Annotated in this window: 9 protein-coding genes; 5 read left to right on the top strand and 4 right to left on the bottom strand. The window is 71.5% G+C overall.

Going from position 1 to position 12,845, the window contains the following annotated elements:
* Nucleotides 1-31 precede the first annotated feature (31 nt).
* Both Q0A33_RS03150 and Q0A33_RS03145 read left to right on the top strand, forming a co-directional pair.
* Nucleotides 32-283, top strand: a complete 252-nt coding sequence (locus Q0A33_RS03150; protein ID WP_291792977.1) for a type II toxin-antitoxin system prevent-host-death family antitoxin — start codon at nucleotides 32-34, stop codon at nucleotides 281-283.
* Nucleotides 280-696 (top strand): type II toxin-antitoxin system VapC family toxin, encoded by a 417-nt coding sequence (locus Q0A33_RS03145; RefSeq protein ID WP_291792974.1) that lies wholly within the window; start codon nucleotides 280-282, stop codon nucleotides 694-696. The genes Q0A33_RS03150 and Q0A33_RS03145 overlap by 4 nt, the downstream gene beginning before the upstream one ends.
* 86 nt (nucleotides 697-782) lie before the next feature.
* Here Q0A33_RS03145 and Q0A33_RS03140 read toward each other — a convergent pair whose 3' ends face one another.
* The 4 genes from Q0A33_RS03140 to Q0A33_RS03125 form a co-directional block, all read right to left on the bottom strand.
* Nucleotides 783-2,318: a HAMP domain-containing sensor histidine kinase gene (locus Q0A33_RS03140; RefSeq protein ID WP_291792971.1), complete on the bottom strand. Its 1,536-nt coding sequence runs from the start codon at nucleotides 2,316-2,318 to the stop codon at nucleotides 783-785.
* Nucleotides 2,303-2,980, bottom strand: a complete 678-nt coding sequence (locus tag Q0A33_RS03135; RefSeq protein ID WP_291792968.1) for a response regulator transcription factor — start codon at nucleotides 2,978-2,980, stop codon at nucleotides 2,303-2,305. Before Q0A33_RS03135 ends, Q0A33_RS03140 begins: the two co-directional genes overlap by 16 nt.
* A 141-nt stretch (nucleotides 2,981-3,121) precedes the next feature.
* On the bottom strand, nucleotides 3,122-4,705 hold the full coding sequence (locus tag Q0A33_RS03130) for an AbgT family transporter (RefSeq protein WP_291792965.1): 1,584 nt from the start codon (nucleotides 4,703-4,705) through the stop codon (nucleotides 3,122-3,124).
* Between the two features lie 88 nt (nucleotides 4,706-4,793).
* Nucleotides 4,794-6,170 carry a M20 family metallopeptidase gene (locus tag Q0A33_RS03125; protein WP_291792962.1) on the bottom strand — a complete coding sequence of 459 codons (1,377 nt, stop codon included), beginning with the start codon at nucleotides 6,168-6,170 and terminating at the stop codon, nucleotides 4,794-4,796.
* A gap of 339 nt (nucleotides 6,171-6,509) precedes the next feature.
* Here Q0A33_RS03125 and Q0A33_RS03120 point away from each other — a divergent pair, with 339 nt between their 5' ends.
* The 3 genes from Q0A33_RS03120 to Q0A33_RS03110 all read left to right on the top strand — a co-directional run bounded on the left by Q0A33_RS03120 (nucleotide 6,510) and on the right by Q0A33_RS03110 (nucleotide 12,707).
* Nucleotides 6,510-9,938 carry a carboxyl transferase domain-containing protein gene (locus Q0A33_RS03120; protein ID WP_291792958.1) on the top strand — a complete coding sequence of 1,143 codons (3,429 nt, stop codon included), beginning with the start codon at nucleotides 6,510-6,512 and terminating at the stop codon, nucleotides 9,936-9,938.
* Between the two features lie 102 nt (nucleotides 9,939-10,040).
* Complete coding sequence (locus tag Q0A33_RS03115) at nucleotides 10,041-11,894, top strand: AMP-binding protein (RefSeq protein WP_291792955.1); 1,854 nt, start codon at nucleotides 10,041-10,043, stop codon at nucleotides 11,892-11,894.
* Nucleotides 11,895-11,996: 102 nt separating this feature from the next.
* Nucleotides 11,997-12,707, top strand: coding sequence for a TetR/AcrR family transcriptional regulator (locus Q0A33_RS03110; RefSeq protein WP_291792953.1), 711 nt, complete (start codon nucleotides 11,997-11,999; stop codon nucleotides 12,705-12,707).
* Nucleotides 12,708-12,845: the final 138 nt, after the last annotated feature.

Here is a 12,845-nt window from a genome sequence, read left to right as displayed (position 1 = left end):
TGCGTGCTACGTGTGGTGCTACGCTTGATCTATGGCCACCATCACGCATCGCGAACTCCGCAACAACTCAGCCGACGTGCTGCGTCGCGTCGCTGCCGGGGAGGCGATGGAGGTGACGAACCACGGAGTCGTCGTCGCACACCTCTCCCCTCCGGCGGCGCCCGTGCTGCCCTTCCCGGTATCGCGCCTCGCCCGGAGGAAGGGCGGCTGGTCGGCCCTTCCGAAGGTCGCGCTCAGGCACTCCGTGACTGAGATCATCGACGACGAGCGGAGGGAACGATGATGACGGGTGCCGCTGCCGCATCGACGATGACCTCGGTGGTCTATCTCGACACCTCGGCGGCGGTGAAGCTGCTCAGCGACGAGCGGGAGTCGGATCGCCTGCGCAGCTACCTGGACGAAGGGCCGACCCTCGTCTCCAGTGATCTCCTCGAAACCGAGCTGCGCCGGATCGGAATACGCCACGACATCGACCAAGTGCTGATCACCGCCGTTCTCGACGGTGTGACGCTCACCCCCTTGAGGAGGGACCAGTTCCGCGAAGCGGGTCTGTACCCGCAGATCGGACTGCGCAGTCTCGATGCACTGCACCTCGCCGGTGCGCTCGACATCGAAGCTTCGGCGATCCTGACCTACGACATCAGGCTTGCCGAAGCCGCCCGCGCGCACGGGCTTGAGGTCGTCGCGCCTGGGTGACCCTCTCTCCGCTCAATGCGCCGAAGGCGGCGAGAGCTTGGTGCAGAACCGTGGAACCGGACAGTCGCGCGGTCGAGGCGCTACTGCTATCGGGCCCCACTCAGCGTCACCACGGCCCTGCTGCCGTGCGGCTGAACGGGCTGGAGCTCGAGGCGCCCGCCGTCGAGCTCCAGCAGGGTCACGACGACGGAGAGCCCGAGGCCGGAGCCGCCCGGCCCATCGCTGTCACCGGAGCCGGACTCAGACGCGCGCCCGCCGCCGGTGCTGGACCAGGACTCGGCCTCCGAACCGACCTCGGCCTCGGCACCCATCGCGTCATCGGCCTCGTCCCCCGCCGAGGGGACGAGGGCGCGGCGCTCCGGCTCGCTGCGCCAGAACGGCACGAGTGCGGCATGCAGCAGATGCTCCGGCAGACCGGGCCCGTCGTCCTCCACGCTGATGTGCACACCGTCCTCCCCGCGGCGTTCGGCCGAGACCCGGACCCGCACGCCCCTGCCGCCGAACTTCAGCGCATTGTCGATGAGCACGTCGAGGGTCTGATCCAGAGTGTGCTCCACGCAGCGGACCACCAGGGCGGGCGGGACGTCGACCTCCAGGGAAGCGCCGAGCTCCTGCGCGATGGGTGCCCACGCCCGCGCACGGGCATGGGCGATCCGGGAGACGTCTGCGGTGATGCGCTCCGGTTCCACCTCGGCGGAGCGGGCCAGTGTCAGCAGGCTCTCGCAGGTGCGTGTGAGGCGGTCGAGCTCCTCCAGCGCCACCATGTGCGCCTCGCTCTGTTCCGGCGGGAGGGACAGCCCCAGTGATTCGACCCGCAGGCGCACCACGGCGAGCGGATTGCGGATCTGGTGCCCGGCGTAGGCGACGAACTGGCGCTGCCGCTCGAGCATCTGCGCGATGGTGGCGTTCATGCGGTTGAACGCGCGGGCGAGGCCGCGCAGCTCGCCCGGCCCGTGCCCTTCCGAGACCCGTGTCTCCAGATGTCCGCGGCTCACGGCCTCTGCGGCCTCGGCGAGCTGGGTCACGGGACGCAGCACCCAGCGGCTCAGAGGCCGGGCGGCCCATGCTCCTGCGAGGAGGACGAGCGCCACACCGGCCGCGGCCACTGCCCACTGCACGGCGACTCCGTGGCGGAGCGCTGCGGTGGGCGAGGCCGTGACGACGGCGCCGATCGTCTCGCCGCTGTCATTCACGGGCTCGGCCACGAGGAGGTCGTCGCCCGACCACGGCCAGATGCGTTCGTCCAGGTCCTGCCGCACTCCGGCCAACGCCAGCATGACGGGTTCCGCCGGTCCGGGGCCGGTGATCCCCGCCGCCTCCTGCAGGTCCCTCAGGGAGGTGCCTGCGCTGCTCCCGGCGACGAGCTCCCCATCGGCGTCGACGAGCACGGCGGCGATCCCGTAGAGGTCCTCGTAGGCCTCGAGCTCTGCCGTGAGCGTCTCCGCCTCCCCCGTGAGGACCGCGGTGCCGGCCAGAGAGGAGAAGCGGGCGGCGTCCGCCGTCCTGTCGAGGAGCATGTTGGTGGACGCCCGGTCCAGCACTGCCAGCGCGAACGGCACCGCGAGTCCGATCGTCGCAGCGATCAGGAGGCCCAGGTAAATCGCGATCAGTCTTTCGTGCACGGCCGCTCCCGCAGGCGGTAGCCCACGCCGCGCACCGTCTCGATCCGCTCGCTCCCGCCCAGTTTGGCGCGCAGGGCACTGAGGTGCACCTCGAGCGAGCGGGCGGTGGAGGGCCAGACGGTGCCCCAGACCTCGAGGATGAGCTCATCGCGGGGCACGGTGCGGCCGGTGCCGCGCACCAGGGCGGCGAGCAGGGAGAACTCCTTGGCGGTGAGTTCGACGGGTGTGCCGTTGAGCGCGGCCTGCCCGTTGCGGAGGTCGACGACGATGTCGCCGGCGGAGATCTCGGCCTCCTGCCGGTGGACCGATCTGCGCGCCACCGCCTCGATGCGTGCGGTGAGCTCGGCGATCGAGACGGGCTTGACGATGTAGTCGTCGGCCCCCGCACGCAGCCCTGAGACCCGCTGGGCGGTCTGGCCGCGTGCGCTGAGGATGAGGATGCCGGCCCCGGCCATGTCGAAGCGCGCCCGCAGCCGGGCCAGGACCTCGGCACCGTCCATGTCCGGCAGGCCCAGGTCGAGCAGCACGATGTCCGCCGTGGCGGCCGTGAGTGCGACGGCGCCGGTCGCGACGTGCTCGACCTCGAAGCCGCCGGCGGAGAGCACCTGGGTCAGCGCGGATGCCAGCCGCACGTCGTCCTCGACGATCAGCACACGAACCATGTCGAGAGTCTATGTGCCCCGCCGCGGCCGGCCCCAGACGACGTTTCGCACCTTCTGACGGTGTGCGCATGCGTGCACATGCGCACACCGTCAGAAGGTGCGAAACGAAGGTGGTACCGAGGCCGCAGCCCGCCGCGAGGCTCAGTCGGCCAGGTAGAAGTCCTGTCCCGGGCCCAGCGGCAGGTCCGCGAAGAAGAACACGGCCAGGATGACGGTCCACACCAGCCAGAACGGGATGACGAACGGCAGCATGCGGGCGATGAGCGAGCCGAGGCCCGCCTGCGGTTCGTACTTCCGCAGCATGCCCAGCAGCACCACCATGTAGGGGTTCATGGGAGTGATGACCTGGGTGGCCGAATCGCCCACGCGGAACGCCGCCTGGGTGGCGGCGGGCTCGTATCCCAGCAGCGCGAACATGGGCACGAACACCGCGGCCATGATCGTCCACATGCCGGAGCCGGAGATGATGAACAGGTTGAGGAAGCTGGCCAGGATGATGAAGCCCACCAGCGCGGCGAAGCCCGTCAGGCCGATGCTCTGCAGGCCGTTCGCACCCGTGACGGCGATCCAGGAGCCGATCCCGGACCAGTTGAACAGGGCGATGAACTGGCCCAGGATGAACGCCAGCACGATGAACGGCAGCATCTCCTTGAGCGCGTCGCTCATCATCCCCACGGCGTCACGGGTGGAGCGGATGGTGCCCACCACCGCGCCGTAGGCGATCCCGACGACCACGAAGTAGATGAAGACGAGGAAGACGATCGAGCTCAGCAGCGGGGAGGCGGGCAGGAAGCCGCCCTCCTCGTTGCGCCACGGCGAGGTGGGGATGAGCGTCGCCCAGAGGACCAGCGCGGTGAGCACCACGGCGCTGAGGACGGCGATGAGCAGGCCCTTGTTCTCCGCGGGGGTGAGCTTGGCGCGCATCTGCTCGGCGTCCGTGCCGGTGTCGCCCTCGACGGCGACCTCGTCGATCGGGATGCCCTGGCGGAACATCCGGGGCTCGATCACCTTGTCGATGATGAAGCCGGCGACGAAGCCCAGCACCAGGGATGAGGCGATGTTGAACCACCAGTTGGAGACGGGGTTGACGAGCGTGGCGTCGATGCCCGGCAGCGACTCCATGACGGAATTGGTGATGCCGGCGAAGAGCGCGTCCAGGCTGGTGGGGAAGATGTTCGTCGAGTAGCCGGCACCGGCGGCCGCGAAGCCGCCCAGCAGGCCCGCGACGGGGTGGCGGCCCGCCGCCTTGAACACCAGTGCGGCCAGCGGCGGGATCACCACGAAGGCGGAGTCGGCCATGATCGAGGCGACGACGCCCACGAAGCCCACCACGTACGGCAGCAGCCACTTGGGGGAGGAGCCGAACAGCTTGCGCACGGCGGCTGCGAGCATGCCGGAGTGCTGCGCGATGCCGATCGCCAGGAGGATGGGCATGACGGTGAGCAGCGGCGGGAAGCCGATGTAGTTCTCGCCGAGGCTGGTGGTGAGCCAGGTGAGGCCCTCCGCCGTGAACAGGCCCTTGATGACGGTGGGCTCGTCGCTGCCGGGCACCTCCACGACCACGTTCGCCCAGGCCATCGCGGTGGACACGATGCCGGTGATGAGGAAGAGGAGGAGGAACAGCATGAACGGCTCGGGCAGCTTGTTGCCCACGCGCTCGACGCCGTTGAGCAGCTTGTCCATGCGGGTGATCCGGACCTTGGGGTCCAGGGTCGGGTTGTCCATGGGGTCTCCGTTGGGTTGTGAGGGAGATGCCGCTCGGGTGCGGGCGGCGTGGGGATCTCCGCTGAGGATGAGCGAGGTGAGGGGCAGGTCAGTCGAAGTAGGTCTCGACGTCGATGGCGCCTCCGGCGGCCTCGAACTCGTCCGCGACTGCGCGGGCGAGCTCCGGGTCGTGGGCCACGTCCAGGAGCGTGGCGGCGAGCCCGTAGGCGCCGTCCGCCGCCGCCGATTTCGCAAGCTCGGAGGTCGCGGCCTCGGCGAACTCGCGGGTGTGAAGGGCGACCTCGGCGTCACTGATCCTGATGAGCGGGTGCATGCCCGGCAGCCGGAAGCTCACATTGCCGAAGTCCGTGGAGGCCGCGAGCGTCTCCGAGACCACTCCGCGGGGCAGCGGGTCGCGGCCGCGGCGCCGCTGGGCCTCCACCCAGCGGCCGGTCAGCGCCTCGTTGGTGCGCACGGACAGGGAGGGCGGGTGGTTGTCCCAGCTGATGGTCACACCGCAGTCCGTCATGAGCGCCGCGCCCTGCGCGATGCGGTGGACGCGTGACGACAGATCGCGCAGAGTGGCGGGCTCCGGGGAGCGCACGTACATCTCCACGCGTGCGTAGTCCGGGATGACGCTGGCGCGGTCGCCGCCGGAGGTGAGGACGGCGTGGATCCGGTCCGAGGGCGGCACCTGCTGGCGGAGCAGCCCCACGCCCTGATACATGAGCGAGGCCGCGTCCAGGGCGTTGCGTCCCATGAAGGGCTGCGCCGAGGCGTGGGCCGTGTGGCCGTGGAACTCCACCGTGAGGGTGCGGCGGCCCAGCCACAGCTGATCGGCGAGATCGTAGCCGTAGCCGTGGGCCATGACGGCGGCGTCGAGGCCGTCGAACGCTCCGGCCCGCGCCATGACCTCCTTGCCGCTGTGGCCCTCCTCCGCCGGCGTGCCCAGGTAGACGATGCGCGCGGGCACGGCGGCCGGGTCCTCCTCGGCCAGCTTGGCCAGGCCCAGGAAGCCGCCGAGGCCCATCACGGCGATGACGTTGTGGCCGCAGCCGTGGCCCACCACGGGCAGGGCGTCGTACTCGGAGAGCACCGCGAGGGTGGGGGCGTCCGCCCCGGCGCTCTCCGGCGCGGGGAGCTCCGCGCGGATGGCGGTCTCGACGCCGTGCACGCCCTTCTGCGCGGTGATCCCGTGCCGGGCGAGCAGGTCCACGATCGCCTGGCTGGAGCGGTGCTCCTCGAAGGCGACCTCCGGGTGCGCGGCGAGGTCCAGCATGAGGTCGACCATCTCCGCGCGCACGCTCTCGATGTGCGCCTCGAGGCGGGTGTGCAGGTCCTCGCTCGCGCCCGCGAACGCGGAGCCGGGGTGGCGCTCGGTCTTCAGCGCGGCGGCGGTCGCGGCGTCGAGCTGGTCGGCGAAGTGTGTGGACGGTGCGACGGCGCGCGAGAGGTCGCGCACGGACGCGGATGAAGTTTCAGACATGGCGGTCACCTTATACATGGGGGTGTTTCAGGAGCGTTACGCGCGCGGCAGGGCTCGTCTCCTGCCGCGACGGGGACGTCTGAGCGCTGGGGGCCCGCGCACGTGCTCGGCCACCCAAGGATATGCGGGCGGTGGGCCCTTTTCACGGGTTCTGGTCGCTGCGCGGCCAGGGCACGCCCCGGGGACGGGCGCTCCCGCCCACGTGTATGCGGGCGGCTGAGCACGCACGCGGGGTGTGCCCTCGCGGCGGCACCGGCGTCGCCTCCTGCCGTTGACACCACTGACCCGGCGTGCTTCACTTCACATTGACACTGATGTCAATACAGCGATGGAGCACCGATGTCCACTGTCCTCATTGCCAACCGCGGCGAGGTCGCCGTACGGATCATCGACGCCGTGCACGCGCTCGGGTGGACGGCCGTCGCCGTCGGCACCGAGGACGACCAGCTCCACTGCCGCCATGCCGACGAGGTGGTCCTCCTCGAAGGGACAGGGCCTGCGGCGTATCTGGACGTGCCCGCGATCATCGACGCGGCGCGGCGGACCGGTGCCCGCTGCATCCACCCCGGGTACGGCTTCCTCTCCGAGAGCGCGGCGCTCGCCCGAGCCTGCGCGCAGGCCGGACTGGTCTTCGCGGGCCCGTCGCCGGAGACCCTCGAGGTGTTCGGCGACAAGGCGGCCGCCCGCGAGCTCGCCCAGCGCTCGGGTGTGCCGGTGGTGCCGGCGACCGGCCTGTCGCCCACCGTGGAGGAGGCGGAGGAGTTCTGCCGGCTCCACGGGCCGGTGATGGTCAAGGCCGCGTCCGGAGGCGGCGGTCGCGGCCTGCGGAGGGTCACGGAGCCGGCCGAGCTGGCAGGGGCGATGGAGGCCTGCGCCCGGGAGGCCGCGCAGTTCTTCGGCTCGGCTGCCGTGTTCGTCGAGAAGCTCGTGGAGGCGCCCCGCCACATCGAGGTGCAGGTGGTGGGCGACGGCCGGGAGGTTCAGCACCTGTGGGAGCGGGACTGCTCCGTGCAGCGGCGCAACCAGAAGATCGTGGAGATCGCCCCGAGCCCCTCCCTGCCGCCGGAGCTGCGGCAGCGCATCCTCGACGCGGCGCTGCGGCTGGCCCGCGCCGTCTCCCTCACCTCGCTGGCGACGGTGGAGTTCCTGGTCTCCGGTGAGGACTTCTGCTTCATGGAGGTGAACCCCCGCCTGCAGGTGGAGCACACCGTCACGGAGGAGATCACCGGCGCGGACCTCGTCGCCGCACAGCTGCGGATCGCCGCCGGAGAGGACCTCGCGGCGGTCGGACTGGACCGGCCGCCGCGTGCGCAGGGGTACGCGATCCAGGCGCGGGTGAACGCGGAGACGATCGACGCCTCGGGCGAGGTGCTTCCCGCAGCGGGCCGGATCGACGACCTGCGCCTGCCCGCCGGCCGGTATGTGCGCGTGGACACCGCGCTCGCGGGCCGCTGCGCCGTCAGCCCCCGGTTCGATTCGCTGGCCGCCAAGGTGATCGGGCACTCGCCCACCTTCGCCGGTGCGGCCGCTGTGACGGCCGAGGCCCTGTGCGACCTCTCGCTCCGGCCGCTCACCACCAACCGCGCGCTCCTCCACGCAGTGCTCACCGACCAGGAGTTCCTCGCCGGACGCACGCACACCGGCTACCTCGACAGCGCGCTCCCGCGGCTCCTCGCGCACACGCTCCCTGCGGATGCGGAGGATCCGGGGGAGGGCGCCGCCGGTGCGGAGGCCGGGACGGATGCGCCGGGTGAGGCAGGGGTCCCGTCCGGCGGCGCCGGCGGTCCCGGGGGTGCCGCGGCTGTGGAGGTGCCCGCAGGAGCGGAGCGGATCACCGCGGGACTCTCCGGGGTCGTCGCGGCGCTCTCGCTGGAGGAGGGCGAGGCGGCCCCTGCGGGTGCTCCCGCGGCCGTCGTCGAGGCGATGAAGATGGAGCACCCGGTGTCCGCACCGCCGGGCCTCGTGATCGACCGCGTGCTGGTGTCCGTGGGCGACATGGTGGAGGCCGGCCAGCTGCTGGCCTACGGCCGAGTCCGGGAGGACGCGGGGGCGGCGGGCGCGCCTGCCTCGGCGAACGGCGCAGAGGTGACCGGTGCACAGGCGGCCGGTGCAGCGGGGCCCGAGGCCGGAGAAGGTGCCGCGGGCGGCCTCTCCGGAACCGGAGCGCCCGGGGAGCCCGCTGCCGGTGCTGATGCCGGAGCCGGTGCCTCCGGTGACGACGACTGGGCGGACGAGCTCGAGGAGCTGCGCCGCCGGCACGCCTTCGCCGCGCAGCTGGGCGGGCCGGAGAAGATCGCCCGCCAGCACGCGGAGGGCAGGCTCACGGCACTGGAGCGGATCGCGATGCTGGCCGACGAGGGCAGCTATGACGAGATCGGCCCGCTCGCAGGTTTCAGCGAGTATGACGCGGAGGGCAACCTCGTGGGGGTGAAGCCGTCCAACCACCTCACCGGCACGGCCCGGCTGGACGGGCGCAGGGCGATCCTGGGGATCGACGACTTCACGATCCGCGGCGGGTCCGGCGACGCAGCTGTGCATGAGAAGCAGATCTTCGCGGAGGAGCTCGCCGGGGAGATGCGGGTGCCGGTCGTCCGCATGCTGGACGGGGCCAGCGGCGGCGGCAGCGTGAAGAAGGTGCTGGAGGCGGGCGCGATGTACCTGCCCGTGAATCCCGGCTGGGATGCGGTGGTGGACAACCTCTCCCGCGTGCCCGTCGTCTCCGTGTGCGCGGGCCCCACGGTGGGCCTCGGAGCGGCGCGCTTCGTCATGTCCCACTTCGGTGTGATGGTGAGCGGACTCGGGCAGCTCTTCACCGCAGGCCCCCCGGTGGTGAAGGCGGCCACCGGCGAGGACCTGAGCAAGGAGGGCCTGGGCGGTGAGGCCGTGCACCGGGGGAACGGCACGGTGGAGCGGTTCGTCCCGGACGAGGAGACCGCCTGCCGTGTGGTGCGCGACTTCCTCTCCTACCTGCCGTCCTCCGTGGACGAGCTCCCGCCCGTCGTCGACTGCGCGGATCCGCTCGAGCGGGCGGAACAGTCTCTGGTCTCCGCCGTGCCGCGCAACCCCCGGCGGATCTACGAGATCGGCCCCATCCTCGAGGCGGTGTTCGACCGCGGCTCCGTGTTCCGCTTCGCGGAGTACGGCGACGGCACCTTCACCGCGCTCGCCCGCCTGGGCGGCCGACCGGTGGGCGTCATCACCGCGGACCCCTCCCGAGGCGCCACCCTGTCCCGCGAGGGCGCACAGGCGGTGGAGCGGCTGGTGGACCTCTGCGAGACCTTCCACCTGCCGCTCGTGAGCCTCACGGACCAGGCCGGGATGACCATCGGCTCCAAGGCGGAGCGGGACGCCACGATCCGTGCGGGAGCCCGTGCGATCACGGCCGTGTACCAGGCCCGGATCCCGCAGGCGGAGATCATCCTGCGCCGCGTCTACGGCGTGGGCGGCGCCGGCATCGTCAACCGGCATCGCGCGGTCCGGAGCTGGGCGTGGCCCTCCGGGGACTGGGGCTCGCTCCCGCCGCAGGGCGGCATCGAGGCCGCCTTCCGCGCAGAGCTCGCCGCCAGTGAGGACCCTGCCGCGCGGCTGGCGGAGATCACGGCGGAGCTGGAGAAGGTGTCCTCGCGGTTCCGCACCGCGGAGACGTTCAGCGTGCAGGACATCATCGATCCCCGCACCACCCGCAGACGGCTGTGCGAATGGGCCGAGGACGCCTACCGGGTGCTGCCCAGGCTCGCCGGACCGCCGTCGTTCGGTGTGCGTCCCTGAGGCTCGGGGTACGCGGCAACGCCGCGGCAGGGCCGCAGACGCGCGTGAACGGACTCGCGCAGCAGTACAGGAGGAACACGATGTGGACGAAGGAGTACCGCGATGACGGCTGAGGAACAGACCGCTGGAGACGGCGCCGGCGGAAGCAGTGCCGGCGGAACCTGCGCCGGTGGAGGCACGGCCACGGGAGGAGAGGAGATCTTCGAGCTCCTCACAGCCGATGGGGTGACCCTGCTGGACCGGCTCGACCACTGGGCGGAGCGTCGTCCGGAGGCCGTGTGCATCTACGACGGGGAGGCGGGGGAGGAGGTGACGTACCGGCAGTTCGCTCGTGACACGGACAGGATGGCGGGCAGCCTCGCCGCCCTCGGGATCCGCAAGGGCGACCGGGTGTCCGTATTCACCACCCACAGCGTCCTGGCCGCGCAGACCGTCTTCGCCTGCTGGAAGGCGGGCGCGATCTACTGCCCCGTGAACTTCTCCTACCGGGGGCGGCTGCTGTCCTACCAGCTGAACGACACCGGTCCGCGGCTCGTCATCACCGATGAGGACCTCGTCGGGCGCATCGACGAGGTGTGGGCGGAGCTCGAGGAGCCCGGCCTCGGGGCCGCGGTGCTGGGCCACGAGGGCACTGCGGGCGGCCTGAGGGAACACGCCTCGGCGACCGCCGCCTCGGGCACCGCCGGCCCGGACGCCCAGGGCTCCGCTGAGCCGTCCGGAAGCACCGGCGCGCCGCGGGTGCCGTGGAGCAGCCTCACCGCGGACCTGCCCAGGCCTGCGGTGACGGTGGGCCCCGGGGATCCGGCGAACATCGTCTACACCTCGGGCACCACCGGTCCCGCCAAGGGCGTCCTGCAGCCGCACCTGTGGGTCAACCAGTACACCTTCGGCATGCGCGGCAACCTCGACGAGGACGACGTCGTGTACAACGACCTGCCGATGTACCACGTGGGCGGTGCGTTCGCGAACTTCGGCAAGGCGGTCTGGGCCGGCTGCGAGACGGCGCTGTGGAACCGCTTCTCCGCCTCGGAGTTCTGGGACAGGATCGCCCTGCGCGGGGCGACCTCCGCGATCCTCCTCGACGTCATGGTGCCCTGGCTCATGAAAGCGCCTCCCAGTGAGACGGACCCGGAGAACACCCTGTCCAAGGTGCACATGCAGCCGCTTCCGCTCCATCACACGGAGGTCGCGCGCAGGTTCGGCATCGACTTCGTGTCCGCCGGGTTCGGTCAGACCGAATCCGGCGCGCCGCTCAAGCTGCTCCTGGACGAGTGCCCTCCCGGCACGGGCACGCCGGAACACCTGCTCAGGGGAAAGCGCAGGGCGGACATCCTCGCCGACTGCGCACGCCGGGGCACCACGGTGGTCGACGGAGCGCAGGTCACGGTGAAGGGCGCCATGGGCTATCCGGCGGCCTTCTGCGAGGTGGAGGTCCTCGCCTCCTTCGAGAAGCCGTGCGCACCGGGGCAGCCGGGCGAGCTGGCCGTGCGGCCCAGGATCCCGGACCTCATGATGCTCGAGTACATCGGCAAGCCGGATGCCACCGCCCACGCCTGGCGCGGCGGCTGGTTCCACACGGGCGACTCGGCCCTCCGGGAGGAGGACGGCTCGTTCCGCTTCATCGACAGGCTGGGAGACCGCATCCGGGTGAAGGGCGAGAACCTGTCCTCGTTCCAGGTGGAGGACCTGCTCAACACGCATCCTGCCGTGCAGATGTCCGCCGTCTTCGCCGTTCCCGGCGAGGAGGGGGACGAGGACGACATCGTGGCCTACGTGGTGCCGGCCGAGGGTGCTGCGGTGAGGGAGGAGGACCTGCGTGCGCACGCGGAGGAGACGATGCCCCGCTACATGCGTCCCCGCCACATCCGGATCGTCGCAGACATTCCGCGCACCCCCACGAATAAGATCGAGAAGTACAAGCTCCGCAGGGAGTTCGCGGAGGGCACGCGCGGCTGAGCACGGGCCGGTCGCGGGCGGCGGCCTCGCTCCGGACGACGGAGCGGGCCGCCGGACGGTCCTCCCTGCGGCACGACTGCCGACCGGACAGGGGGACCCGCGATGGCCCGCAGCCAGATGAGCGACGCGGACTGGGCGACTGCCCGGGACCTGCGACGTGACCAGGACTCCGCGACGAAGACCGCCCTGCTCCAAGGCGCACGGGCGGTCTTCTCGCAGCGGGGGTTCGCCGCCGCGACGATCGGGGAGATCGCCGCGGCCGCAGGCGTGTCCAGACCCAGCTTCTACGTCTACTTCGCCACCAAGGCCGAGGCGTTCCGCGAGGTCGCGGAGCAGCTCCGGGAGGAGCTCCTCGAGGCGCACCACCACACGGGTCCCACGGCCGACGATCCGGTCCTGCTGTCCCGGGCCTCGACTGAAGCCTTCATCGGCGTCTACGTCGAGAGCCTCGAGCTCGTGGAGGAGATCGCCGGCCGGGCGGAGCACGACGCCCGTGTGAAGGAGATCTACGAGGAGTCCGTCGAGCGTCCCGCGCACAGGACGCGCGGCCACATCCACCGGCTGATCGCGCAGGGGCTCGCAGAGCCCAAGGTCACCGTCGAGTACGCCGCCGCGGTCATGCGGCCGGTCCTCCTCGACTCCGCCCGCGCCATCCGCCGGGACCCGAGCACGCGCGAGCACGTCATCGACCAGGCGACGCGGCTCTACCTCGCGATCATCGGCTATGCTCCCGCGCTGCCCGAGGGCGCGCTGACCGCGCAGACGGAGCCGGGTCTGACGACGCAGGCCGAGCCGGACACGCAGGCGGACTGACGGCGCAGTCTGCGCCGGCCGCGGGCAGATCCACGGTGACTCCGTATGCCCGGGTGCGGGTCCGCAGCCATGGGCAGCGGAGCCCGTTCCCGGGGTGTGGGCACGGAGCCCGGGAGCGGCCTCCGCACGGTCAGGTGC

Origin of the sequence: Brevibacterium sp., assembly GCF_022712115.1 — a bacterium.
Taxonomy (GTDB): Bacteria; Actinomycetota; Actinomycetes; order Actinomycetales; family Brevibacteriaceae; genus Brevibacterium; species Brevibacterium salitolerans.
Note: the sequence above shows the minus strand (reverse complement) of the source record. Positions and strands in the feature narration are given on the sequence as shown.